This is a genomic window from Novosphingopyxis sp., from assembly GCF_965218915.1.
In the GTDB taxonomy this organism is placed as follows: Bacteria; Pseudomonadota; Alphaproteobacteria; order Sphingomonadales; family Sphingomonadaceae; genus Novosphingopyxis.
Map to the genome: position 1 here is coordinate 1,629,127 of NZ_OZ244708.1, position 21,579 is coordinate 1,650,705.

The 21,579-nt window shown below is 64.1% G+C and carries 23 protein-coding genes; 16 read left to right on the forward strand and 7 right to left on the reverse strand.

All coding sequences use genetic code 11. The annotated features are described in order from the left end of the window. Window positions 1-156: 156 nt before the first annotated feature. A complete protein-coding gene (locus tag ACOQPC_RS07510; protein WP_420608016.1) occupies window positions 157-1,800 on the reverse strand; it encodes a putative bifunctional diguanylate cyclase/phosphodiesterase in 1,644 nt (547 codons plus the stop codon). A gap of 307 nt (window positions 1,801-2,107) precedes the next feature. Here ACOQPC_RS07510 and ffh point away from each other — a divergent pair, with 307 nt between their 5' ends. From ffh to ACOQPC_RS07575, 13 genes are all read left to right on the forward strand, one after another. Further along, the gene (gene ffh, locus ACOQPC_RS07515) at window positions 2,108-3,568 is read left to right on the forward strand and encodes a signal recognition particle protein (RefSeq protein ID WP_420608017.1); all 1,461 of its coding nucleotides are present in this window, start codon (window positions 2,108-2,110) and stop codon (window positions 3,566-3,568) included. A gap of 36 nt (window positions 3,569-3,604) precedes the next feature. Further along, the gene (gene rpsP / locus ACOQPC_RS07520) at window positions 3,605-4,192 is read left to right on the forward strand and encodes a 30S ribosomal protein S16 (RefSeq protein WP_420608018.1); all 588 of its coding nucleotides are present in this window, start codon (window positions 3,605-3,607) and stop codon (window positions 4,190-4,192) included. 175 nt (window positions 4,193-4,367) lie between these two features. Continuing rightward, a complete protein-coding gene (gene rimM / locus ACOQPC_RS07525; protein WP_420608019.1) occupies window positions 4,368-4,856 on the forward strand; it encodes a ribosome maturation factor RimM in 489 nt (162 codons plus the stop codon). A 47-nt stretch (window positions 4,857-4,903) separates the two neighbouring features. Continuing rightward, window positions 4,904-5,179, forward strand: a complete 276-nt coding sequence (locus tag ACOQPC_RS07530; RefSeq protein ID WP_420608020.1) for an AbrB/MazE/SpoVT family DNA-binding domain-containing protein — start codon at window positions 4,904-4,906, stop codon at window positions 5,177-5,179. Next, on the forward strand, window positions 5,172-5,555 hold the full coding sequence (locus tag ACOQPC_RS07535) for a type II toxin-antitoxin system VapC family toxin (protein ID WP_420608021.1): 384 nt from the start codon (window positions 5,172-5,174) through the stop codon (window positions 5,553-5,555). The genes ACOQPC_RS07530 and ACOQPC_RS07535 overlap by 8 nt, the downstream gene beginning before the upstream one ends. Beyond that, window positions 5,536-5,889 (forward strand): hypothetical protein, encoded by a 354-nt coding sequence (locus ACOQPC_RS07540; protein ID WP_420608022.1) that lies wholly within the window; start codon window positions 5,536-5,538, stop codon window positions 5,887-5,889. The genes ACOQPC_RS07535 and ACOQPC_RS07540 overlap by 20 nt, the downstream gene beginning before the upstream one ends. Next, window positions 5,886-6,626 carry a tRNA (guanosine(37)-N1)-methyltransferase TrmD gene (trmD, locus tag ACOQPC_RS07545; protein ID WP_420608023.1) on the forward strand — a complete coding sequence of 247 codons (741 nt, stop codon included), beginning with the start codon at window positions 5,886-5,888 and terminating at the stop codon, window positions 6,624-6,626. Before ACOQPC_RS07540 ends, trmD begins: the two co-directional genes overlap by 4 nt. A 4-nt stretch (window positions 6,627-6,630) precedes the next feature. Next, on the forward strand, window positions 6,631-7,008 hold the full coding sequence (gene rplS / locus ACOQPC_RS07550) for a 50S ribosomal protein L19 (protein ID WP_420608024.1): 378 nt from the start codon (window positions 6,631-6,633) through the stop codon (window positions 7,006-7,008). A 459-nt stretch (window positions 7,009-7,467) separates the two neighbouring features. Further along, window positions 7,468-9,702 carry a DPP IV N-terminal domain-containing protein gene (locus ACOQPC_RS07555; RefSeq protein ID WP_420608025.1) on the forward strand — a complete coding sequence of 745 codons (2,235 nt, stop codon included), beginning with the start codon at window positions 7,468-7,470 and terminating at the stop codon, window positions 9,700-9,702. A 300-nt stretch (window positions 9,703-10,002) separates the two neighbouring features. Continuing rightward, window positions 10,003-11,028 carry an aspartate-semialdehyde dehydrogenase gene (locus ACOQPC_RS07560; protein WP_420608026.1) on the forward strand — a complete coding sequence of 342 codons (1,026 nt, stop codon included), beginning with the start codon at window positions 10,003-10,005 and terminating at the stop codon, window positions 11,026-11,028. 59 nt (window positions 11,029-11,087) lie between these two features. Continuing rightward, a complete protein-coding gene (locus tag ACOQPC_RS07565; protein ID WP_420608027.1) occupies window positions 11,088-11,327 on the forward strand; it encodes a FitA-like ribbon-helix-helix domain-containing protein in 240 nt (79 codons plus the stop codon). Further along, window positions 11,324-11,740, forward strand: coding sequence for a type II toxin-antitoxin system VapC family toxin (locus ACOQPC_RS07570; protein WP_420608028.1), 417 nt, complete (start codon window positions 11,324-11,326; stop codon window positions 11,738-11,740). Before ACOQPC_RS07565 ends, ACOQPC_RS07570 begins: the two co-directional genes overlap by 4 nt. 67 nt (window positions 11,741-11,807) lie before the next feature. Beyond that, entirely contained in the window at window positions 11,808-12,347 is a 540-nt protein-coding gene (locus ACOQPC_RS07575; RefSeq protein ID WP_420608029.1) for a DUF1993 family protein, read from the forward strand. Between the two features lie 23 nt (window positions 12,348-12,370). Here ACOQPC_RS07575 and ACOQPC_RS07580 read toward each other — a convergent pair whose 3' ends face one another. From ACOQPC_RS07580 to ACOQPC_RS07590, 3 genes are read right to left on the reverse strand one after another with little or no spacing between them, the layout of a single operon-like run. Continuing rightward, window positions 12,371-13,936: a DHA2 family efflux MFS transporter permease subunit gene (locus tag ACOQPC_RS07580; protein WP_420608030.1), complete on the reverse strand. Its 1,566-nt coding sequence runs from the start codon at window positions 13,934-13,936 to the stop codon at window positions 12,371-12,373. Between the two features lies 1 nt (window position 13,937). Then, window positions 13,938-15,029, reverse strand: coding sequence for an HlyD family efflux transporter periplasmic adaptor subunit (locus tag ACOQPC_RS07585; RefSeq protein ID WP_420608031.1), 1,092 nt, complete (start codon window positions 15,027-15,029; stop codon window positions 13,938-13,940). Next, window positions 15,022-15,474, reverse strand: coding sequence for a MarR family winged helix-turn-helix transcriptional regulator (locus ACOQPC_RS07590; protein WP_420608032.1), 453 nt, complete (start codon window positions 15,472-15,474; stop codon window positions 15,022-15,024). The genes ACOQPC_RS07585 and ACOQPC_RS07590 overlap by 8 nt, the downstream gene beginning before the upstream one ends. Window positions 15,475-15,599: 125 nt before the next feature. On the opposite strand from ACOQPC_RS07590, the gene ACOQPC_RS07595 reads away from it, so the two are divergent. Next, window positions 15,600-16,358 (forward strand): alpha/beta fold hydrolase, encoded by a 759-nt coding sequence (locus ACOQPC_RS07595; protein WP_420608033.1) that lies wholly within the window; start codon window positions 15,600-15,602, stop codon window positions 16,356-16,358. A gap of 214 nt (window positions 16,359-16,572) precedes the next feature. Continuing rightward, window positions 16,573-18,324 carry a M2 family metallopeptidase gene (locus ACOQPC_RS07600; RefSeq protein WP_420608095.1) on the forward strand — a complete coding sequence of 584 codons (1,752 nt, stop codon included), beginning with the start codon at window positions 16,573-16,575 and terminating at the stop codon, window positions 18,322-18,324. Between the two features lie 89 nt (window positions 18,325-18,413). Here the strand turns inward: ACOQPC_RS07600 and ACOQPC_RS07605 are convergent, their stop codons facing one another. The 3 genes from ACOQPC_RS07605 to ACOQPC_RS07615 form a co-directional block, all read right to left on the reverse strand. Next, entirely contained in the window at window positions 18,414-18,845 is a 432-nt protein-coding gene (locus ACOQPC_RS07605) for a hypothetical protein (protein WP_420608034.1), read from the reverse strand. Between the two features lie 101 nt (window positions 18,846-18,946). Beyond that, a complete protein-coding gene (locus tag ACOQPC_RS07610; RefSeq protein ID WP_420608035.1) occupies window positions 18,947-20,356 on the reverse strand; it encodes an AMP nucleosidase in 1,410 nt (469 codons plus the stop codon). Window positions 20,357-20,397: 41 nt separating this feature from the next. Next, window positions 20,398-20,871, reverse strand: coding sequence for a peroxiredoxin (locus ACOQPC_RS07615; protein ID WP_420608036.1), 474 nt, complete (start codon window positions 20,869-20,871; stop codon window positions 20,398-20,400). 100 nt (window positions 20,872-20,971) lie between these two features. On the opposite strand from ACOQPC_RS07615, the gene ACOQPC_RS07620 reads away from it, so the two are divergent. Then, window positions 20,972-21,535 carry a YqgE/AlgH family protein gene (locus tag ACOQPC_RS07620; protein ID WP_420608096.1) on the forward strand — a complete coding sequence of 188 codons (564 nt, stop codon included), beginning with the start codon at window positions 20,972-20,974 and terminating at the stop codon, window positions 21,533-21,535. Window positions 21,536-21,579: the final 44 nt, after the last annotated feature.

Below are 21,579 nucleotides of genomic sequence, written 5' to 3' on the forward strand. Positions count from 1 at the left end.
ACCCACCCTCATCCCCCCGCTTTCGCGGGGGCAGGCAACTCCGCCCCGGATTAAATCCGGGGCTGCGTATCCTTCTCCCGCCCGGGCGGGAGAAGGTTGTGATGCGTGATCCTTTGGGAAAACCTCTTCCGCAAGCGGGAGCGGAACGGCGGAACGTCAGCCGGCGATGCGGCGGGGCGTCTCGCGGTCTTGCGCGTCGGACGATGCGGCGGTCTCGCGCTGCGCGTCGGTGACGATCGGCATGCCGTGATCGGCGAGCAGCTTGCGCGCGCCGTCGACGCCGACGGGGCGGCCATAGCCATAGCCCTGCCCGCGATGGGCGCCCATGTCGCGCACCGTGTCGGCAATGCTGGCCAGTTCGAGGCCCTCGGCGGTGACCGGCAGCCCCAGGCTCTCGCCAAGCCCGATGATCGCCTTGACGATGGCCCTGCTGTCGCTGCTCTCGGCGAGCGACAGGACGAAGCTTTTGTCGATCTTGATCCGGTCGAACGGCAGCGCGCGCAGATGGGCGAGCGAGCTGTAACCGGTGCCGAAATCGTCGAGCGCCACGCGGATGCCCTGGTTCTTGAGGCTGGCGACGATGGTCTGGGCGAGCGCGAGATTTTCGAACAGCGAGCTTTCGGTGATCTCCACTTCGAGCCGATGCGGGGGAAAGCCGGTTTCGGTGAGCAGCTTGACGATCTTCTGCGCCAGCCACGGATCGCGCAGCTGCACCGGCGAGATATTGACCGACAGCGTAACATGCGCAGGCCAGGCGCGGGCCTCGACGAACGCCTGCTCCATGATCGAAAAGGACAGGCTTTCGATCAGCGCGCTTTCCTCGGCGATGCCGATGAAGGTATCGGGCTCGACGATCAGCCCTTCGTGCAGCCAGCGGGCGAGCATCTCGAAGCCGACCAGCTCGCCGGTCGCGAGATCGATCTGCGGTTCGAAATAGGGCAGGAATTCGCCCAGCGGAATGCCGCGGCGCATGGCCAGCTCGACTTCGTTGCGCGCGCGCAGTTCCTCTTCCATGCCCGGCTCGAACCAGGCGAGACGGTCCTTGCCCAGGCGCTTGGCGGCATACATCGCGATGTCCGCGCGGCGCATCAGCATCTCGACGCTCTCGGCGCCGCTGTCGCTGACGCTGATGCCGACCGAGGTGGTGAGATCGAACTCGATATTGTCGTGCCGGGCGGGCCGGGCCACCGTTTCGATCAGCTGCGCCGCCAGCGCCTCGACCGTTTTGGGATGCTCGCGGTCGTAGAGAAACACACAGCCGAATTCGTCGCCGCCCAGACGCGCGAGCAACGCGTCTCCGGGCGCCACGTCTTGCATGCGCGCGGCGACTTCCTTCAGCACCGCATCGCCCGCGTCGTGGCCGTAAAGATCGTTGATCCGCTTGAAATCGTCCAGATCGAGCATCAGAAACGCGATCTGCCGCCCGGCTTTGCGCGCGGCCATGAACAGCTCGGCGGTGCGCTCGGTCACCGCGCGGCGATTGTTGAGCCCGGTCAGCGGATCGGTGACGGCGAGCTGGTTGGCGCGGTCCTCTGCGGCGATGCGCTCGCCCATTTCGCACATCAACTCGCGGTAGCGCCGCCAGCCGAAGATGATCAGCGCGATGTTGAGCAGGAGCGCGGCGACCATGACATTGTCGGTGTTGCCGATGCCCTGCATTTGAAGCACGAAATCGGACAGCACCGAGCCGCCGGTGCCGACGAATAGAATGATCGCCGCGATCATGATGCCGCCCGCGATCACATCCTTGCGGGTGCGGCTGTGGCTTGGCTTCAACCGGCGTGCGGCACTTGGTGTCATGGGCAACGCCCTCATCGTGAAGGGCCCTCATCGCAAATAGTTGCGAATTATAGGTTAATGGACTTTCTGCCTACGGCCTCGCAACGACGGATGTGGAATGTGCGGCAGAGACGCGAATTCAAACGGACCCACTGTCTTTTAAATTGGACGTTTGCTTTCGGCTGCGCATGGCGCTATCGGCGGCACGGTAAAGCGGCTCGTCACGGGTTCGCATCAAGCTCCGGTTGCACGACAATCGCGCTGGTCGGCGAGTTTTCGCCCACCGGCGGTTTTTGCGTTTGCCGCCCAGGCAAGGAATTTTGAATTTATGTTCGACAAGCTGAGCGACAGGCTTTCGGGGACGTTCGACCGGCTGAAGGGCCGCGGCGCGCTCACTGAGGTGGACGTACGCGCGGCGCTGCGCGAGGTGCGGATTGCGCTGCTCGAGGCGGATGTCGCGCTGCCGGTGGTGCGCGAGTTCGTCGAATCGATCACCGACGAGGCGATCGGCCAGTCCGTTCTTCGTTCGGTCACGCCGGGGCAGCAGGTGGTCAAGATCGTCCATGACGGTCTGGTGCGCATGCTCGGCTCCGAGGCGTCGGACCTGGAGCTTGCGGTCACCCCGCCCGCGATCATCATGATGGTCGGCTTGCAGGGTTCGGGCAAGACCACCACCACCGCCAAGATCGCCAAACGCCTCAAGGAAAAGGACCGCAAGAAGGTCCTGATGGCCTCGCTCGACGTCAACCGTCCGGCGGCGCAAGAACAGCTGGCGACGCTTGGCACCCAGGTTGATGTCGCCACCTTGCCGATCGTCTCGGGGCAGCAGCCGGTCGAAATCGCCAAGCGCGCGATGCAGGCGGCCAAGCTGCAGGGCTTTGACGTGCTGATGCTCGACACCGCGGGCCGTCTGCATGTCGACCAGCAGCTCATGGACGAGATGCGCGCCGTGTCCGATGCCGCGACGCCCGCCGAGACCTTGCTCGTGGTCGACGCGCTGACCGGCCAGGACGCGGTCAATGTCGCGCAGAATTTCTCCAAGCAGGTGCCGCTGACCGGCGTGGTGCTGACGCGCATGGACGGCGACGCGCGCGGCGGCGCGGCGCTTTCGATGCGCGCGGTTACGGGCCGCCCGATCAAATTCGTCGGCACCGGCGAAAAGGCCGATGCGCTGGAGCAATTCCACCCCGAACGCGTTGCCGGGCGCATCCTCGGCATGGGCGATGTCGTCGGGCTGGTCGAGCGTGCGGCGGCGTCGGTCGAGGCGGACGAGGCCGAGGCGCTCGCGCGCAAGATGGCCAAGGGCGAGTTCGACATGGACGATCTGCGCAGCCAACTGCGCCAGATGACCAAGATGGGCGGACTCGGCGCGCTGGCGGGCATGATGCCCGGCATGAAAAAGGCCAAGCAGGCGATGGCCGCGAGCGGGGCGGACGACAAGATGCTGCTCCATATGGACGCGATCATCGGATCGATGACCAAGCTCGAGCGCAAGAAACCGCAGTTGATGAATGCCAAGCGCAAGCGCCGCGCCGCGATCGGCTCGGGCACCACGGTGCAGGACGTGAACAAGCTTCTGAAGATGCATCAGGAAATGGCACGCGCCATGAAGCGCATCCGCAAGATGGGCGGGCTCAAGGGCCTCGCCGCGATGTTCGGCAAATCGGGCGGGGACATGGGCGAGATGATGGGCGCGCTCGGCAATCCGGGGGCAGGGGGCATGCCCGGAATGGGCGGCGGCGGCCTGCCACCGGAACTCGCCAATCTCATGAACAAGAAACGTAAGTAACTCAAATAACCTTTTGATAAGACAAGGAATAAGATTATGGCAGTAGCAATGCGTCTCTCGCGCGGTGGCTCCAAGAAGCGGCCCTATTACAAAATCGTCGTGGCCGATTCGCGCGCCGCGCGCGACGGCAAGTTCATCGAGCGGATCGGCAGCTACGATCCGCTGCAGCCCAAGGACAGCGACGACCGGGTCAAGCTGGATGTCGAGCGCGCGAAGCACTGGATCGCCGCCGGCGCGCAGCCGTCCGATCGCGTGTTGCGCTTCCTCGATGCGGCCGGCGTGGTCGAGCGCAAGGCGCGCAACAACCCGAACAAGGCCAAGCCGGGCGAAAAGGCCACCGAGCGCGCCGAAGAGCGCGACGCCAAGGCCGCGGCGGCCAAGGAAGCCGCGGAAGAGGCCAAGAACGCTCCCAAGGAAGAGGCGCCCGCCGAGGAAGCCGCTCCCGAGGAAGCCGCTCCCGAGGAAGCGCCCGCAGCCGACGCTCCTGCTGAAGGCGCCAAGGAAGCCGCGACCGAGGAAGTGGTTGCCGAAAAGGTCGAGGAAGCCACCGAAGCTCCGGCTGAGGAAGCGGCCGCAGAGGCCAAGACCGAAGAGCCCGCCGCTGAAGAGAAGAGCGAAGGCTGATGCCTGACTCCCCTCCCGCAAGCGGGAGGGGCCGGGGGTGGGCGCAAGAAGCGGAGCTTCGAGCCCTTCCGCGCCGCCCCTCACCCATTGCAGGCCCACCCCAGCGGGGCGCCCGATCGAACCGTCCGGGGGACGGTTCGACAGCCCCGCTCATTCCCGCAAGCGGGAGGGGAATATGAGCGGCTTGCCCGACAAACCCGTCCCCCTCGCCGTCGTCATCGGCGCGCACGGGATCGCGGGCGAGGTGCGCCTGAAACTGTTCACCGGCGATCTGGCGAGCCTGAAGCGCCACAAAAGCTTCAACGACGGCAAGCTGACCCTCGCGTCGGTCCGCGCCAACAAGGACGGCGCCATCGCGCGCATCGCCGAGGTGACCGATCGCAACGCCGCCGAGGCGCTGCGCGGCACCGAACTCACCGTGCCCCGCTCCGCGCTGCCCGCGCTGGAAGCGGACGAATATTATCATGTCGATCTGATCGGGCGTTCCTGCGTGACGCCGGACGGCGCGGCGCTGGGCAAGGTGATCGCTGTAGAGGATTACGGCGCGGGCGACCTTATCGAAATCGATCTGATCGAGGGCAAGACGCTGATGGTGCCGGTAGCCGAGACGGTGGAGCAGGGCGCGGAAATCGAAATCCCGGTGCACTGGACCGCCGAGGATTGACGAACGACCCGAATGTATATACATGAAGGATGTACACGGAGGTTTGTATGGCTAAGAACGATCCTACCACCAAGGTCTTCAAGTCGGGCAACAGCAAGGCCGTACGGCTGCCCGCCAGCTTCGATATCGAACCGGGCACGACAGTGCGCGTGCGCGAGGAGCGCGGGCGCTACATCATCGAACCGGTCGAACGCGAGCGGAAGAAGATCAACATCGAGAGGATCCTCGGATCAGCGCCCGGTCTGGAACTCCTGAAACCGGAAGACCGGCAGTTCGAGGAGCGCGAACTGGCATGGCCGTGGAAGCGTCCGGAGGATGAGTGAGCCGCGCTATCTGCTCGACTCCAATATCATCATCTACGCGGTGCTCGAACCTGACGGCGCGGTGGCGCAGCGGATCGAGCAATTTTATCCCGGTGAGATCGCCGCATCGTCGATCGCCTATGGCGAGGTGCTGAAGGGCATATTGTCAGACGACGCGGAAACGCGTGCGCGCACCGAAGCGCTGTTCGATCAGTTGGTGATCCTGCCGTTCGACCGCGAAGCGGCGCGCGTCTATGCGGAGCTTCCGTTCAAGCGCAGCAGCTTCGACCGGTTGATCGCCGCCCATGCCCTCGCGACAGGACTGATCCTCGTGACCAACAACCAGCGTGACTTCTTGGATATTTCGAGGCTTTCGCTTGAAAATTGGGCTCAATGATATGCTGATTGGTTCTGACCTGAGGAATCTCCTAATCCTCTTGAGTGTGGTGGCAGCGACCAGCGTGTTTTTTACAATTCTGGCAGTAAAATTTCGACCGCACTGGTCGCGTCGCCGGGCAATAATTCTAGCTGCGCTTCCTATCCCCGCCGCGATCTGGGCCGGTTGTGCGGCCCTCGTCATCCATTCCATGACCGCGTCCAAACAGGAATGCGGGGTCGATGCTTGCGGAATGGTTATGATGTTTTCGGTGATGATCGCTATAGCCGCGGCATTCGCTTTTCTGATTGGTTTGGTGGCGGCAGCGCTTGCCAATCAAAAATATAAAACATGACCTTCACCGCGCAAATCCTCACGCTCTACCCCGAGATGTTCCCCGGGCCGCTCGGCTTCAGCCTGGCGGGGCGGGCGCTGGAGGAGGGGCGCTGGTCCTGCGCGCCGATCCCAATCCGCGATTTTGCGACCGACAGGCATAAGTCGGTCGACGATACGCCCGCGGGCGGCGGGGCGGGGATGGTGCTGCGCGCCGATGTGCTGGCGCGCGCGGTCGATCATGCGCTCGAACGTGCGCCCGACGCGCCGTTGATCGCCATGACGCCGCGCGGCAAGCCGCTTATTCAGCGCCACGTGCGCGAACTGGCGGCAGGCCCCGGCCTGTCGATCCTGTGCGGGCGGTTCGAGGGGTTCGACCAGCGGCTGTTCGATGCGCGGCAGATCGAGGAGATATCGATCGGCGATTATGTGCTTTCGGGCGGCGAAATCGGCGCGTTCGCGCTACTCGACGCTTGCATCCGGCTGCTTCCCGGCGTAATGGGCGCGGCTTCCAGCGGTGAGGAGGAGTCGTTCGAGGACGGCCTCCTCGAATATCCACACTATACCCGGCCTCAATTGTGGGAAGGGCGCACGATCCCTGAAGTGCTGCGATCGGGGGATCATGCGAGGATCGCCGCCTGGCGTAAGACCCAGGCAGAGGCGATCACACGGTCACGGCGGCCGGATCTATGGGAACGCCACAGGGGCGCTCCGGACCCACCGCCCTCTGGCGCGCGGCGCGAAACGAAAAAGGATTGATGCGATGAACATCATTCAGACTCTCGAGGCCGAAGCGATCGAAGCGCTCGGCAAGGATCTTCCGGATTTCCGCGCGGGCGACACCGTTCGCGTGGGCGTGAAAGTGGTCGAAGGCGAACGCAGCCGCGTGCAGAATTTCGAAGGCGTGTGCATCGCGCGTTCGAACCGCGGCATGGGTTCCAACTTCACCGTGCGCAAGATGAGCTTCGGCGAGGGCGTCGAGCGCGTGTTCCCGCTCTACTCGCCCAACGTCGATTCGATTGAGGTGGTCCGCCGCGGCGTCGTGCGCCGCGCCAAGCTCTATTATCTGCGCGGCCTGACCGGCAAGCGCGCGCGCATCGCCGAACGCCGCGATCCGCGCGGGGCGAAGACGGACAAGTAAACAGCGGAGGGGCAACGGGCGGGCAGTAGAAGGATTGCCGGTGCGGTCATTCGCACGGCATACGAGCCTATTCTACTCAGACAGGGCTACTCAAACAGGAAATTTCGCGTTGGCAGGTTCTTCCAATATCGTTCGTCATGCCAGCGAATGCTGGCATCTCCGGAGTTTGCTCACTACCACCCGAGACCCCAGCTTTCGCAGGGGTGACGAACCATGAATTTCCTCGTCAAAGGATGAGCCTCGCGTTGATCCGCTATTGGGTGCATAAAATGCTTTCCTACAACCGCCCCTTCATGATAACCAATTGGGTTATGAGCTACGAACGCAAACTGTCCCCGCCGTCAGCCGCCCTCGGTCGGCCTTAAGCTTACAGTTTGTTGCGAAAGTCTTTTTCTAAACCCCGGTTTACGGGAAACTTCGACAGGTTAAGCGGAGCGTCGGGTCCGATCGGAACATGACATGAAGCCTTTCGCCTTCGCCGCCCTGGCGCTTGCCGCCGCCGCGATCACCGTCCCCGCCATCGCCCAGGACCGATCCGCCATGCCGGAGCAGCAACCGCTCACGTTGGAGCGAATTTTCGGCAGCCCATCGCTCGGCGGCCCGAGCCCGCGCGGTCTGGAGCTGGCGCCCGACGGCAGCATGGTGACGCTGCTGAAAAACCGTGCGGACGACAAGGAGCGCTACGATCTCTGGGCGATGGACCTGCAGACCGGCGAGCAACGCATGCTGGTCGACAGCGAACAGGTCGGCACCGGGGCCGAGCTCAGCGAGGCCGAAAAGATGCAGCGGGAACGCGCGCGGATCGGCGGGCTAAAGGGCATCGTGTCCTATGAATGGGCGCCCGACGCGCGCTCGATCCTGGTGCCGCTCGACGGCGATCTCTATCTGGCGGGCCGCGACGGCAATGTGCGCCGGCTGACCGAGACCGAGGAAGGCGAGCTCAACCCCGCGCTCAGCCCCGGGGGCGGCTATCTGAGCTTCGTGCGCGACGGGCGGCTGATGGTGCAGCCGATGGCTGGCACAAACGCCACCGCGATCACGCCGGACGAACCCGAAGGCGTCGAATGGGGCGTCGCCGAATTCGTCGCGCAGGAGGAAATGGACCGCGACACCGGCCAGTGGTGGGCGCCCGACGACGGCCGCATCGCGGTGGCGCGCGTCGACAACCGTCCCGTCGGCGTCGTCACCCGCGCGGCGATCGGCGCCGAGGGGACCGAGGTCTACGATCAGCGCTACCCCGCCGCGGGCACGCCCAATGCCATCGTCCGGCTCTACGTGATGAAGCCCGATGGCACCGAGCGGGTGCGGGTCGACCTCGGCGAGGACGAGGACATCTACCTCGCCCGCGTCGCCTGGGCGCCCGACGCCAAGACGCTTTACGTGCAGCGCCAGAACCGGTCGCAGACGCGCATCGATCTGATGGCGGTGGATCCGGCGACGGGAACGTCCAACGTCCTGTTCTCCGAAGAACAGCCGCGCTGGACCAATCTCTCCGACAATTTCCGTGCGCTCGAGGACGGCAGCCTGCTGTGGTCGTCCGAGCGCAGCGGCTACAACCATCTCTACCGTTGGCAGGATGGTCGGTGGACGCAGCTGACGAGCGGCGACTGGGTGGTCGGCTCGGTCATCGGGCTGGACGAGGAGCAGGGTCTCGTCTGGTTCACCGGCAACCGCGAGACGCCGCTCGAAAATCACGTCTACCGCACGAAGCTGGACGGCACGGGTGAGATTCAGCGCCTGACCGAGGCGGGCTGGTGGAACGGCGCCAAGATGGACGACGAGGCGCGCGCCATGCTGGTCTACCGCTCGAACCCCGGCCAGCCGCCGCAGACCTATCTGGCGGATACGGACGGGCGGCGGACATTCTGGATATCCGAGAACGCACTCGACGCGGACCATCCCTATGCGCCCTACCTCGCCAGCCACCGCATGCCCGAATTCGGCACATTGAAGGCCGCCGACGGCAGCACGCTATATTACAAGCTGATCAGCCCCGCGCGCGAGCCGGGCAGGAAATATCCGGTGTTCGTGCAGCATTATGGCGGCCCGGGCGCCGGCCGGCAGGTGACGCGGACCTGGACCGATCCGCTGCAGGAATATCTGGTCGACCAAGGCTGGATCGTCTTCTCGATCGACGGCCGCGGCTCGCCGGATCGCGGCAAGGCGTTCGAGGACCAGATCTACCGCGCCATGGGCACGGTGGAGGTGGAGGACCAGCTCGCCGGCGCGCAATGGCTGAAGTCGCAGCCCTTCGTCGATCCAAACCGGATCGCCATCTATGGCTGGTCCTATGGCGGCTATATGACTCAAAAACTGCTCGAGGCAGCGCCGGGCTTCTACGCCGCAGGCGTCTCGGGCGCGCCGGTCACCCGCTGGGAGCTTTACGACACCCATTATACCGAACGCTATATGGGCGATCCCGCCGAGGGCGACGCCTATCGACGCGCCGGCACGCTCGCGCGGTCCGAAAACATCGCCGATCCGATGCTGCTGATCCACGGCATGGCCGACGACAATGTGGTGTTCGAGAACTCCACCGCGCTGATCGCCAAGTTGCAGGCGGGCGGCCAACCGTTCGAGATGCAGCTCTACCCCGGCCAGACCCACCGCGTCGGCGGCCCGAAGATCAGCGTGCAGCTGTGGAAGACGATCCTGAACTTTCTCGACCGCGAGGTGAAGGGGGAGGGGGAGTGAGGCTTTAGAGGTTCTAACCGGGTGAGGGTAACGGATTGGGGCGCTCCCTCATCCTAAATAGCTACGTCATCCCGGACTTGATCCGGGATCCAGGGCGATATGGCACTGCCGCTGGGTTCTGGATCCCGGGTCAAGCCCGGAATGACGGTGGATGGTAGCGGGTTTCTTGAAATCGGACGCAAAGGCAGGCGCGCAGGCACCAGTATCCCCCCGTTTCGCTTGCCATGACGCGCCGCACACTTATCTGTATCAACAACACCGGCGGCCCGGTCGCCAGCCATAGAAAACGGACCAGAGCATATGGGTTACAAAGTCGCCGTCGTCGGCGCGACCGGCAATGTCGGGCGCGAGATGATGAACATCCTCGCCGAGCGTGAATTTCCGATCGACGAGATCGCCGCGGTCGCCAGCAGCCGCTCGGTCGGCAGCGAGGTCGAGTTCGGCGAGACCGGCCAGATGCTCAAGGTCAGGAATATCGAGCATTTCGATTTTGCCGGCTGGGACATCGCGCTGTTTTCGGCCGGTTCCGGCGCGTCGAAGGACCATGCGCCCAAGGCCGCGGCGGCGGGCTGCGTGGTGATCGACAACAGCTCGCTCTACCGGATGGACCCCGACGTGCCGCTGATCGTGCCCGAGGTGAACCCCGACGCGATCGACGGGTATAAAAAGCACAATATCATCGCCAACCCCAATTGCTCGACCGCGCAGCTCGTGGTGGCGCTGAAGCCGCTGCACGATGTCGCGCGGATCAAGCGCGTCGTGGTTTCGACCTATCAGTCGGTCAGCGGCGCCGGCAAGGCGGGCATGGACGAGCTGTTCGAGCAGACCCGCGCGATCTTCGTGAACGACGAGAAGAGCGTGAACGTGTTCACCAAGCAGATCGCGTTCAACGTCATTCCCCATATCGACGTCTTCCTCGAGGACGGATCGACCAAGGAGGAGTGGAAGATGATGGCCGAGACCAAGAAGATCCTAGATCCGAAGATCAAGCTGACCGCCACCTGCGTGCGCGTGCCGGTGTTCGTCGGCCATTCGGAGGCGGTGAACATCGAGTTCGAGAGCGAGCTGACCGCCGAGCAGGCCAGGACCATCCTGCGCGAGGCGCCCGGCTGCATGCTGATCGACAAGCAGGAGGACGGCGGATACGTCACCCCGGTCGAATGCGTCGGCGACGGCGCGACCTATATCAGCCGCGTGCGCGACGATCCGACCGTGGACAACGGCATCACCTTGTGGTGCGTCTCGGACAATTTGCGTAAAGGTGCCGCGCTGAACGCGGTGCAGATCGCCGAACTGCTCGGGCGAAAACATCTGCAAAAGGCGTGAGCGGATGCGCCGCGCCTGAATGACTTGCCTCCATGATATCATAGTGATATCACATGCCAATGGGCGATATTCTCATTCGCAATCTCGACGATGCGGTGATCGCGGCGCTGAAGCGACGGGCGGATTCCAATGGACGTTCGCTGCAGGCGGAACTGCATCTCGAACTCAGCAAATCGGTGCATGCCCAGACCAAGGCTGAGTTCATCGCCCGCTCGCGCCGTTTGCGTGAAGCGGCGGACATGTCGAAGCTGGACGGCGAGAGCTGGACCTGGATCCGCGAAGACCGGGACGGCCGGTGATCCTCATCGATGCGAGCGTCGCTTTCAAATGGTTCATGCGCGAGGAAGACAGCGATCTGGCCGAGCGGCTGCTGGTCGAGAACGACCTTGCCGCGCCGGAGCTGTTGCTGAGCGAAACCGGCAATGCGTTGTGGAAAGCGGTGCGGCGAAAAATATTGCCCGCCGGGCAGGTGTACATACTCGTCGAGGGCCTCGCGGCGCGGTTCGTTCAGCTTTATCCGGTCGAAACCCTGATCGTGCGCGCCCTGGAGATCGCCATGAAACTGGATCATCCGGTTTATGACTGCATCTATCTCGCCAATGCCGAAGACATGGACCTGCCGCTCATCACCGCCGACCGGAAACTGTTGCAAAAAATACGAATGTCCGAATTTTCCAGTCTGGCCGTATCGATCGAGGAAACGCGGGCATGAAAAGCGTTCATGCGGCAGGGCCTTGGAACAGATGAGCCGGTGAAGTTGAATTGGAAGGATAATGCATATGTCGACCGAGCTGATCGAAACTACAATTGGCATCATGCTGACCCGGCTCCGCAATTTGCGCGCCATCATGGCCAAGGCCGAGGCGCATGCAGCGGAGCAGGACGTCAATCTCGCCGATTATGTCAACGCCCGGCTTGCGCCGGACATGCATGCTCTGCCGCACCAGATCGTCTTCGCGTGTAACCAGCCGAGCCAATTCATCGCCTGGCTGCGCGGCAAGCCCACGCCGCCGAACATGCCCGATCCGATGCCCGAGGAATGGAACGCCCTGACGGCGCATCTGGACGCGTGCATCGCCGATCTGGAAAAGGCGCAAGGCGAGGGGCTTGCCGTGCCGGACGAAGACAAGCGCATCGATATCGCGATGATCCAGATGCACATGCTGCTGCCCGCGCGACGTTTCGTCGACGACTGGCTGCTCCCGAACTTCTACTTCCATCTGACCACCGCCTATGCGCTGCTCCGGATGAAGGGCGTGCCGCTCGGCAAGGGGGACTTTTTGGCGCATGTGATGCCGGAACTGCGCCCGAATGGGTAATGCCCGTGGATGGGGTCGCGGTATCAGGCCTGTTTGCGCGGCTTCTTGAGGAAGATCGCCAGTGGCACGGCGGCGATGGTGAGGATCGCCATAAGCCAGAAATCGTCGAGATAGGCGATCATCAGCGCCTGTCGGCTGACCATCGCGTTGACCGCGCTCATCACCGTCTCGCCGGCGCCGGGTAAGCGGTCGACCATTGCCGAGGAGATACTGGAGAGTGTCGAATCGGTGATGTGGCTGGCGAGATCGGAATGGCTGATCTGCGTGTTGCGCGCGAGCAGGGTGGAGACCACCGAGATGCCCGCCGCCGCGCCGATCGAGCGCAGCAGGTTGAGCAGGCCCGCGCCGTCCGGGCGCAGGCTCGGGTCGAGCGTGGCGAAGGCGATGGTGTTGAGCGGGATGAACACGAGGCCGATGCCCAGCCCCTGCACCACGCCGCTGATCACGATCGGCCAGTAATTCATTTCCAGCGACCAGCCGGTCATGTACCAGAGCGACCAAGCGGCGATGCTCATGCCGATGGCGACCAGGATGCGCGGGTCGATCAGGCCCACCAGCCGCCCGGCCATCCACATGCTCGCCAGCACGCCTACGCCGCGCGCGGCGAGCAGGAAGCCGGTGTCGATCACCGGATAGCCGTACAGCGTCTGGAGCAGCGGCGGGAGCAGCGCCATCGAGGAGAACATGACCACGCCCATCACGACCATGAAAATGAGGCTGGTCATCAGGTTGGCGTTGGTCACCAGCTCGCGCTCGAACAGCGGATGCTTGCCGGTGACGATATGGACCAGGAACACCCACAGCGCGGCGACGCACGCGCCCGCCTCGATCCAGATTTCCGGGCTCTGGAACCAGTCGAGATGGTTGCCACGGTCGAGCATCAGCTGGAACGCGGTGAGCGCGATGGCGAGCATCGAGAAGCCGAACAGGTCGAACCGCCGCTCGCGCTGCGGCCGCGCCGGGAGCAGCGCCCACAGCATCGCCAGCGTGATCAGGCCGACCGGCAGGTTGACGTAGAACACCCAGCGCCAGTTGTAGTTCTCGGTCAGCCAGCCGCCCAGCACCGGGCCCATGATCGGCCCGACCATCACGCCCATGCCCCAGATCGACATGGCCTTGGCGTGGCGCTCGGGCGGGTTTATGTCGATCATCACCGTCTGGCTGAGCGGGCCGATAAACGCGGCGGCAAGGCCTTGCAGAAAGCGGAACAGCACCATCTGCCCGAGATTCTGCGAAGCACCGCACAGCATCGAGGCGACGATGAACGCGGCAACGGCGAAGATGAACAGGTTGCGCGATCCGATCTTGTCGGCGAGCCAGCCGGTGATCGGGATGGCGACGGCGGTGGCGACGAGATAGCTCGTCAGCACCCAGGTCACGCTGTCCATCGTCGCGCCCAGGCTCGATTCCATATGCGGCAGTGCGACGTTCGCGATGGTGGTGTCGAGAATCTGCATGATCATCGCCAGCATGACCGCGACGGTCAGCAGCCCGCGCCGCTCGACCGCCAGCGCTGGCTTGCCCGCCTTGCTGGTGATCGCGGTTTCGCTCTGCCGCGCGGAACCGGCCTTGGGCGCGGCGCTCGCCATGTCAGTGCTCGGCGCTGCTGGTGTCGATCGTCACGTCGACCGACATGCCCGCGATCAGCTGCCGCGCGCTTTTGCCGTCGATGGCGATGCGCACCGGAATGCGCTGCGTTACCTTGACCCAGTTGCCGGTCGCGTTCTGCGCGGGGAGCACCGACATTTCGGAACCGGTGCCCGCGCCGATGCTGGCGACATGGCCCTTCAGCGCGACGTCAGGATAGGCGTCCATCCGGATCTCGGCGGGCTGGCCGACGCGCATATTCTCCAGGTCGGTTTCCTTGAAATTGGCCTCGATCCAGCTGCGCCCGTCGGCGACGACGGTCAGCGCGGGCAGTCCGGCGACCATCTGCTGGCCGACCATCAGCCGGTCCGACTGCGTCACGCGGCCACCGAGCGGGGCGCGCACGACGGTGCGGTCCAGATTATACTGCGCCTGCTCCTTGCGCACCTTGGCCGCCGCGATCTGCGGGTTCTGCCCCGGCAGCGCCGATCCGGTGGCGAGCCGTGAATTGGCCTCGCGCGCATCGGCTTGCGCCTGGTTCAGCCGTTCCTTGGCCTGCTGCACCGCGTGGCGCGCGGTGTCGTAATCGGCGCGGGTGGTGAAACCGCGGTCCATCAGCTGCTGCTGGCGTTCGAAAATCGTCTCGGCATAGGCGATATCCTCGCGCGCCGCGCCGATATCGACGCTGCTCGACTGCGCGGTGGCGCCCAGCGTATCGACCTGCACCTGCGCGTCGGCGATGCTGGCATCGGCCGCGGCTACGGCGAGCCGATAGGGCGCGGGATCGATCCGGAACAGGATATCGCCCGCCTTCACATTCTCGTTCTCGCGCGCGTTGACCTCGACGATGCGGCCGCCGATCTCGCTGGCGACCGACACCTTGTCCTGCTGCACATAGGCATTGTCGGTCGATACGCTGCCGCCACTGGTCAGCCACACATACGCGCCGCCCGCCGCGATCAGCAGCGGCACGATCAGCATGATGGCGAGCCGCAGCCAGCGCCTGCGCTTCGGCGGGGCCTGCACCTGCGGCGTTTCGATCGCGGCGTCGGCGGCGATCGCTTCTTCTTCGAATGCGGCGGCGATGTCAGCCATGAGCGCGCATCTCCTGCTGTGCCTCGTCGCGGGCGGCGAGATTGGATTGAATGAATTCCAGCGTGTCGCGCATCGCCTCGATACGGCTTTGCGATATGTCGCCGAGCGCGTCGGCGAACAGATTATCCGCCAGCCCGCGCAATCTGGTGAGGAGCGGCTGCGCCCCCTCGGTCAGATGCAGCTGCCAGGCCCGGCGGTCCGCCGGGTTGGGGCGGCGCTCGACCAGCCCGGCCTCGGCCAGCCGATCGACCATGCGGCACAGCGTCATCGGCTCGAGCTCGAGCAAATCCGCCAGCGCGCCCTGCGATATGCCCTCGTTGCGCGAAAGCATAGTCAGCACGCGCCATTGTGGGCGAGTGACGCCGATCGCACGCGCTTCCGCGTCGAACGCGCGGCGAATCTGGCGCGACACGTCCGCGATGAGAAATCCGATATTGTCGTTCATGAAAGGCTATATAATAACAAAGTTTATAATCAACAACCACTATCAGTTGCAAAAAGCGCATGACGGCTTGTCGTTCTGCACGGCGGCAGTGGATTCGCCGGTGCATTCGGCCTAACCCCGGCGACATGACCGTGCAGATCACCACCGAAACCATCCCGTCCTTCGACGGCGTCCAGCTTGCGGTTCACAGCGCGGGGGAGGGGCGGCCGGTGCTGCTGCTCCACGGGCTGTTTTCCGAAGCGCAGACCAACTGGGTCAAGTTCGGCCATGCCGAGGCGATCGCGGCGGCGGGCTTCCGTGCGATCATGCCGGACTTTCGCGCGCATGGCCAAAGCGCCACGCCCACCGATGCGGCAAGCTACCCCCAGGATGTGCTGGTGCGCGACACCGAGCATCTGATCGCGCATTACGGGCTCGATGATTTCGACATGGGCGGCTTCTCGCTGGGCGCGCGCACCACCGCGCGGCTGCTCGGCAAGGGGCTGACGCCGGGCAAGGCGATCCTGTCCGGCATGGGGCTGGAAGGTCTGTCGGGCTGGGGCAAACGACGGATGTTTTTCGTCGACGCACTGGCCGCTTATGAAACGGCGAAACGTGGCGATCCGCACTGGATGGCGATCCAGTTCATGAAGACGCAAAAGGTCGACCGCGCGGCGATGGGCCATCTGCTCGCCTCGATCCCCGAAGCCGCGATCGAGAATTTCGCGGATATCGACACGCCGGTGCTGGTGCTGTGCGGGCGCGACGACCGCGACAATGGCTCTCCGCAAGCGCTGGCCGACGCGCTGCCGAACGCCACGCTCGAATGGATCGAGGGCACGCACATGTCCTGCGTCACCAAGCCCGAACTGGGCCAGGCCATGGCGCGCTTCCTGTCCGCTTGACGGCTCGTTGCCAACAGGTCAGTTTTGGGGCCAATAGAAATAACAACAATCTTGTATGTTCTGGGAGAGTTTATCCGTGACCGAATTTCACCGCACCATCTCGTTGCTCGCGCTGTCCGCCGCCAGCCTTACCATCGCCGCGCCCGCTTCGGCCCAGGCCGTCGGCAAGGGCGGATCGACCGGAACGACCACCAGCGAAGCGCCGCCCACCGCTATGGCCGCCCCCGCCGCGACCAAGGCCGAGGCCGAGGCATTCGTGAAGGACGCCGAGGCCCGGCTCGCTCAATTCTCGATTCCCAGCGCGCAGGCGCAATGGATCAACGCCACCTACATCACCGACGATAGCGACGCGCTCGCGGCCTATTTCGGTACGATCGGCACCGAAATGTCGGTCGGTTTCGCCAACGACGCGGCGCGTTTCGCCGAGGTGCCGGACCTCGATTACGATACCGTGCGAAAGCTCAACAGCTTGCGCGGCGGGATCGTGCTGCCCGCGCCGACCACGCCGGGTGCGGCTGCCGAACTCAACAATATCTCCACCTCGCTCCAGTCGCAATATGGCAAGGGCAAGGGCACGCTGAAGGGCGAGCCGATCAACGGCAGCGACATTGAGGCCGCGATGGGCGAGGTGCGCGATCCCGCCCAGCTTCAGGAAATGTGGACGAGCTGGAACGACAATGTCGGCGCGCCGATGCGCGCGGATTATATCCGGATGGTCGGCATCGCCAATCAGGGCGCCAAGGAACTGGGCTATGACGATGCCGGTGCGATGTGGCGCTCGGCCTATGACATGTCGCCGGAGGAGTTCACCGCGCTCACCGACAGGATATGGAACGACGTCAAGCCGCTCTATGACGATCTGCACTGTTTCGTGCGCGCCAAATTGAACGACAAATATGGCGACGAGGTGCAGTCCGCCGACGGACCGATCCGGTCCGACCTGCTCGGCAATATGTGGGCGCAGGAATGGGGCAATATCTACGATGTGGTGGCGCCCGGAGGGGCGGGCGACATCGGCTATGATGTCACCAGCCTGCTCGAGGCGAAGGATTACGACGCGGCCAGGATGGTCAAGACCGGCGAGGGGTTCTTCTCCTCGCTCGGTTTCGATCCGCTGCCCGAGACGTTTTTCCAGCGCTCGCTGTTCGTGAAACCGCAGGACCGCGAAGTCGTGTGCCACGCCTCGGCTTGGGATCTCGACAATGTCGACGACGTGCGCATCAAGATGTGCATCAAGGTTAATGCGGACGACTTCACCACCATCCACCATGAGCTGGGCCATAATTACTACCAGCGCGCTTACAACAAGCAGCCCTTCCTCTACCTCAACGGCGCGAACGACGGGTTTCACGAGGCGATCGGCGATATGATCGCGCTGTCGATCACGCCCGAATATCTCGTGCAGATCGGCCTGCTCGACAAAAGCCAGGTGCCATCCTCTGACAAGGATATCGGGCTGCTGTTGCGTCAGGCGATGGACAAGGTCGCATTCCTGCCCTTCGGCCTACTGGTCGACAAATGGCGCTGGGGCGTGTTCGACGGTTCGATCCCGAGCGACGGTCTGCAAAAAGGCTGGGACGATCTGCGGCTGGAATATCAGGGGATCGCCCCGCCCGTCGCGCGGACCGAGGCGAGTTTCGATCCGGGCGGCAAATATCATATCCCGGCGACCACGCCCTATATGCGCTATTTCCTCGCCCGCATCCTGCAGTTCCAATTCTACAAGGCGGCATGCGAAGAAGCCGGGTGGAAGGGGCCGCTGCATCGCTGCAGCTTTTACGGCAACAAGCAGGTCGGCGAAAAGCTGAACGCCATGCTGGAAATGGGCGCATCCCGGCCTTGGCCCGATGCGCTGGAGAAATTCACCGGCAGCCGCGAAATGTCGGGCAAGGCGATGCTGGAATATTTCGCGCCGCTGCGGACATGGCTGAAAACGCAGAACCAGGGCAGGAAATGTGGCTGGTGAGCAGCCGGCGAAGCTAGTAGCGAGACGAAAGAGGCGCCGGTTCGGGCACCCCCTCTCATTGCCTTCGGAAAGCGGATCGGCCGAACCCGTCAGGTCTTGTCGTGATTCACCTTGGGCGTACCGTCGCGCATCTCGGGAAAGCCGATCTTGTCAATTTCGGCGCGCGCGGCATCCTTCTTCTTCTTATCGCTGTACATCTTGGTTCCGACGACAGCCGCAGCCGCAGCAGCCGCCACGCCGCCCACGACAGCGGCGGTCTTGCCCGGATTAGCTTTCACGGCGTCGCTGGTTTTTTTGGCGCCGCTCTTCACCGAGTCGCCTGCTTTCGCGGCACTGGTCTTGACCGAAGCCGAAGCCGATTTTGCGCTATCGCCCACCTTATGAGCAGCGGCCTTGCCTTTGTCGGAGACGGTCTTGCCAGCCGCCTTCACGCTGTCGCCGACCTTCTGCGCGGTGCCTTTTTCGTTCAGTGGCTGGGTGGCGGGTTGCTGCGGGTTCGTTGTGCTGTTTACGTCGGTCATCGTGGTCTCCTGCTTCTTCAATCTCGATCAACCAATGCACGAGAGCGTGACTTGTTTCCTTTTGGTAACAATTGATCGACCGAACGGCGCGGTTCACCGCTTTATCGGAACGGCGGCTCGTTGAACGCACGCAATTTGCGGCTGTGGAGCTGCGCCCCGGTTTCGCGCAGCTTCTCGCAGGCGGCGATACCGATCTGGAGGTGCGCCGAGACCGATTCCTCGTAAAAGCGATTGGCTTGGCCGGGCAGTTTGATCTCGCCGTGCAACGGTTTGTCAGACACGCAGAGCAACGTGCCGTAGGGCACGCGGAAACGATATCCTTGCGCGGCGATAGTCGCCGACTCCATGTCGATCGCGACCGCACGGCTTTGCGAAAATCGCAGCGCGCTGTCGGAGAAGCGCAGCTCCCAATTGCGATCGTCGGTGGTCACCACCGTGCCCGTGCGCATCCGGCGTTTGAGCGCGTCCCTGTCGATCGCCAGCGTCTCACCGGCGGATTCGGCCAGCGCCTGCTGCACCTCGGCGATCGGCGGGATCGGAATTTCTGGCGGCAGCACGTCGTCGAGGATATGATCGTCGCGCAGATAGGCATGGGCGAGCACGAAATCGCCGATCCGCTGCGACGGGCGCAGGCCGCCGCAATGGCCGATCATCAGGAACGCCTCGGGCCGCAGCACCGCCAGATGGTCGGTGATCGTCTTGGCGTTGGAGGGGCCGACGCCGATATTGACCAGGCTGATGCCGCTGCGATCGTCGCCGATCAGATGATAGGCCGGCATCTGGTGCTTGCGCCAGGTGCTGTCGGCGACGAGATCGCCCGGCGCTTCATGCGCCTGATCGATCAGCAGGCCGCCGGCACCGGCGAGCGCCGTGAACCGGCCCTTGCCGACCTCGCGGCACCCCCAGGCGACGAACTCGTCGATATACCGGTGGTAATTGGTGAACAGCACGAAGCGCTGAAAATGCTCGGGCGCGGTGCCGGTGTAATGGCGCAGCCGCGCGAGCGAGAAGTCGGTGCGCAGCGCATCGAACAGCGCCAGCGGGGAAGGTTTGCCGGGTGCGGTGACGAACAGACCGTCGGCCGCCTCGTCGCCGATATCGGCGAGCTCGGTCGTGGGGAAATGCCGCGCCAGTTCCTGCGATCCCACCGCGCCGAGCGCAATGCCGTCGCCCGCGTCGAGCACATAGGGGAAGGGGACTTCCTGCCGGCTATGACCGATCTCCGCCTCGATCTCATATTGCGTATCGAGCAATTTCAGCTGTTCGGTGAGATAAGCGGCAAACAGATCGGGGCGGGTGATGCTGCTCGAATACACCCCCGGACTGACCAGCCTCCCAAAGGCGGTGGTGCGGTGCCGGTCGCGCTTTTCCCCGGCATAGCGGATAGTGAGTTCGGGATAGGCATAACGCCCCTCCCGCCGCGCGGCGGGTGAGGGCACGCTGCCGTTGTCGAGATAGGCGCGCAAATCCTCGCGCAGGTTGGCGACGGCGCCATCATAGCGCCGCCGCAACTGATCGATGACGTCGTCAGGTGAGATCGGTTCGCTCCGCCCTAAAGCTGTTCGAGCATATGTTCGGCCGAGCTCACCCGAAAATCGCCGGGCTGCTCCACGTTCAGCGATTTCACGACGCCGTCGTCGACGATCATCGAGAAACGCTGGCCGCGCGTGCCCATACCATAGCCGGTGCCGTCCATGGTGAGGTCGATCGCTTTCACGAACTCGCCGTTGCCGTCGGCCAGCGGGGTGACGCCGCCCGCTTCCTCGGTCCATTTGCCGAGCACGAACGCATCGTTGACCGCGGTCACCGCGATCTCGTCCACGCCCTTGGCCTTCAGCGCATCGGCCTTGTCGACGAAGCCGGGCAAGTGCCGCGCCGAGCAGGTCGGCGTGTAGGCACCGGGTACCGAGAACAGCGCGATCTTGCGGCCCTTGAAGAATCTGTCGAAATCCACCGGCTGCGGACCGTCCGCGGTCATGGTGATGAACTGGGCTTTGGGGAGGGTATCGCCTTCTTTGATGGGCATATCGGTCCTTTCTCGAGACGTTTGCCGTGGTTGGGGAAAGTTCTGCAAGCGACATGGTTGCACGCTGGACCATCGGCAAGGGCCGACTATGCTAAAGCCCGTGACTGCTCCCATTTTCTTCACCGGCCGCTGCCTGCTCGCCATGCCCGGCATGGGCGATCCGCGCTTCGACCGCGCGATGATCGCCATCTGCATGCACGACTCGCAAGGCGCTTTGGGTATCGATCTCGGCCGGACAGTCGATGGCGTGCAGGCGGGCGCGGTGTTCGCGCAGCTCGATCTCGATATCGGCGAGCGGACCGAGAACCAGCCTTTGTTTCAGGGCGGACCGGTGCAGACCGAGCGCGGTTTCGTATTGCACAGCCTTGAGTATCAGCGCGGCGACACGATCGACGTGGCCGGGCGCTGGGGGCTGACCTCGAGCCTGTCGATCCTCGCCGATATCGCCGCGGGCGCCGGGCCGGCACAATGGCGACTCGCCCTTGGCTACAGCGGATGGGGCGAAGGCCAGCTCGAGGAGGAAATGACGCGCCCTGGCTGGCTCGTCTCCGATTGTCCCGACGAGATACTGTTCGGCGTGGACCCGGTGCGGATTTGGCGAGCGGCCTATCGCAGCGCCGGGATCGATCCGGCGATGCTGTCGAGCGGTTTCGGCGCGGCCTAGGCGGATCGTCGAACCGCTGGACCCGGGGCGGGCGTCCGAGCGGA

Excerpts from the sequence above, each read along its gene's own strand:
- ACOQPC_RS07510 (WP_420608016.1), bottom strand. The coding sequence starts at position 1,800 with ATGACACCAAGTGCCGCACGCCGGTTGAAGCCAAGCCACAGCCGCACC.
- ffh (WP_420608017.1), top strand. The coding sequence starts at position 2,108 with ATGTTCGACAAGCTGAGCGACAGGCTTTCGGGGACGTTCGACCGGCTG.
- rpsP (WP_420608018.1), top strand. The coding sequence starts at position 3,605 with ATGGCAGTAGCAATGCGTCTCTCGCGCGGTGGCTCCAAGAAGCGGCCC.
- rimM (WP_420608019.1), top strand. The coding sequence starts at position 4,368 with ATGAGCGGCTTGCCCGACAAACCCGTCCCCCTCGCCGTCGTCATCGGC.
- ACOQPC_RS07530 (WP_420608020.1), top strand. The coding sequence starts at position 4,904 with ATGGCTAAGAACGATCCTACCACCAAGGTCTTCAAGTCGGGCAACAGC.
- ACOQPC_RS07535 (WP_420608021.1), top strand. The coding sequence starts at position 5,172 with ATGAGTGAGCCGCGCTATCTGCTCGACTCCAATATCATCATCTACGCG.
- trmD (WP_420608023.1), top strand. The coding sequence starts at position 5,886 with ATGACCTTCACCGCGCAAATCCTCACGCTCTACCCCGAGATGTTCCCC.
- rplS (WP_420608024.1), top strand. The coding sequence starts at position 6,631 with ATGAACATCATTCAGACTCTCGAGGCCGAAGCGATCGAAGCGCTCGGC.
- ACOQPC_RS07555 (WP_420608025.1), top strand. The coding sequence starts at position 7,468 with ATGAAGCCTTTCGCCTTCGCCGCCCTGGCGCTTGCCGCCGCCGCGATC.
- ACOQPC_RS07560 (WP_420608026.1), top strand. The coding sequence starts at position 10,003 with ATGGGTTACAAAGTCGCCGTCGTCGGCGCGACCGGCAATGTCGGGCGC.
- ACOQPC_RS07565 (WP_420608027.1), top strand. The coding sequence starts at position 11,088 with ATGGGCGATATTCTCATTCGCAATCTCGACGATGCGGTGATCGCGGCG.
- ACOQPC_RS07575 (WP_420608029.1), top strand. The coding sequence starts at position 11,808 with ATGTCGACCGAGCTGATCGAAACTACAATTGGCATCATGCTGACCCGG.
- ACOQPC_RS07580 (WP_420608030.1), bottom strand. The coding sequence starts at position 13,936 with ATGGCGAGCGCCGCGCCCAAGGCCGGTTCCGCGCGGCAGAGCGAAACC.
- ACOQPC_RS07585 (WP_420608031.1), bottom strand. The coding sequence starts at position 15,029 with ATGGCTGACATCGCCGCCGCATTCGAAGAAGAAGCGATCGCCGCCGAC.
- ACOQPC_RS07590 (WP_420608032.1), bottom strand. The coding sequence starts at position 15,474 with ATGAACGACAATATCGGATTTCTCATCGCGGACGTGTCGCGCCAGATT.
- ACOQPC_RS07595 (WP_420608033.1), top strand. The coding sequence starts at position 15,600 with ATGACCGTGCAGATCACCACCGAAACCATCCCGTCCTTCGACGGCGTC.
- ACOQPC_RS07600 (WP_420608095.1), top strand. The coding sequence starts at position 16,573 with ATGGCCGCCCCCGCCGCGACCAAGGCCGAGGCCGAGGCATTCGTGAAG.
- ACOQPC_RS07605 (WP_420608034.1), bottom strand. The coding sequence starts at position 18,845 with ATGACCGACGTAAACAGCACAACGAACCCGCAGCAACCCGCCACCCAG.
- ACOQPC_RS07615 (WP_420608036.1), bottom strand. The coding sequence starts at position 20,871 with ATGCCCATCAAAGAAGGCGATACCCTCCCCAAAGCCCAGTTCATCACC.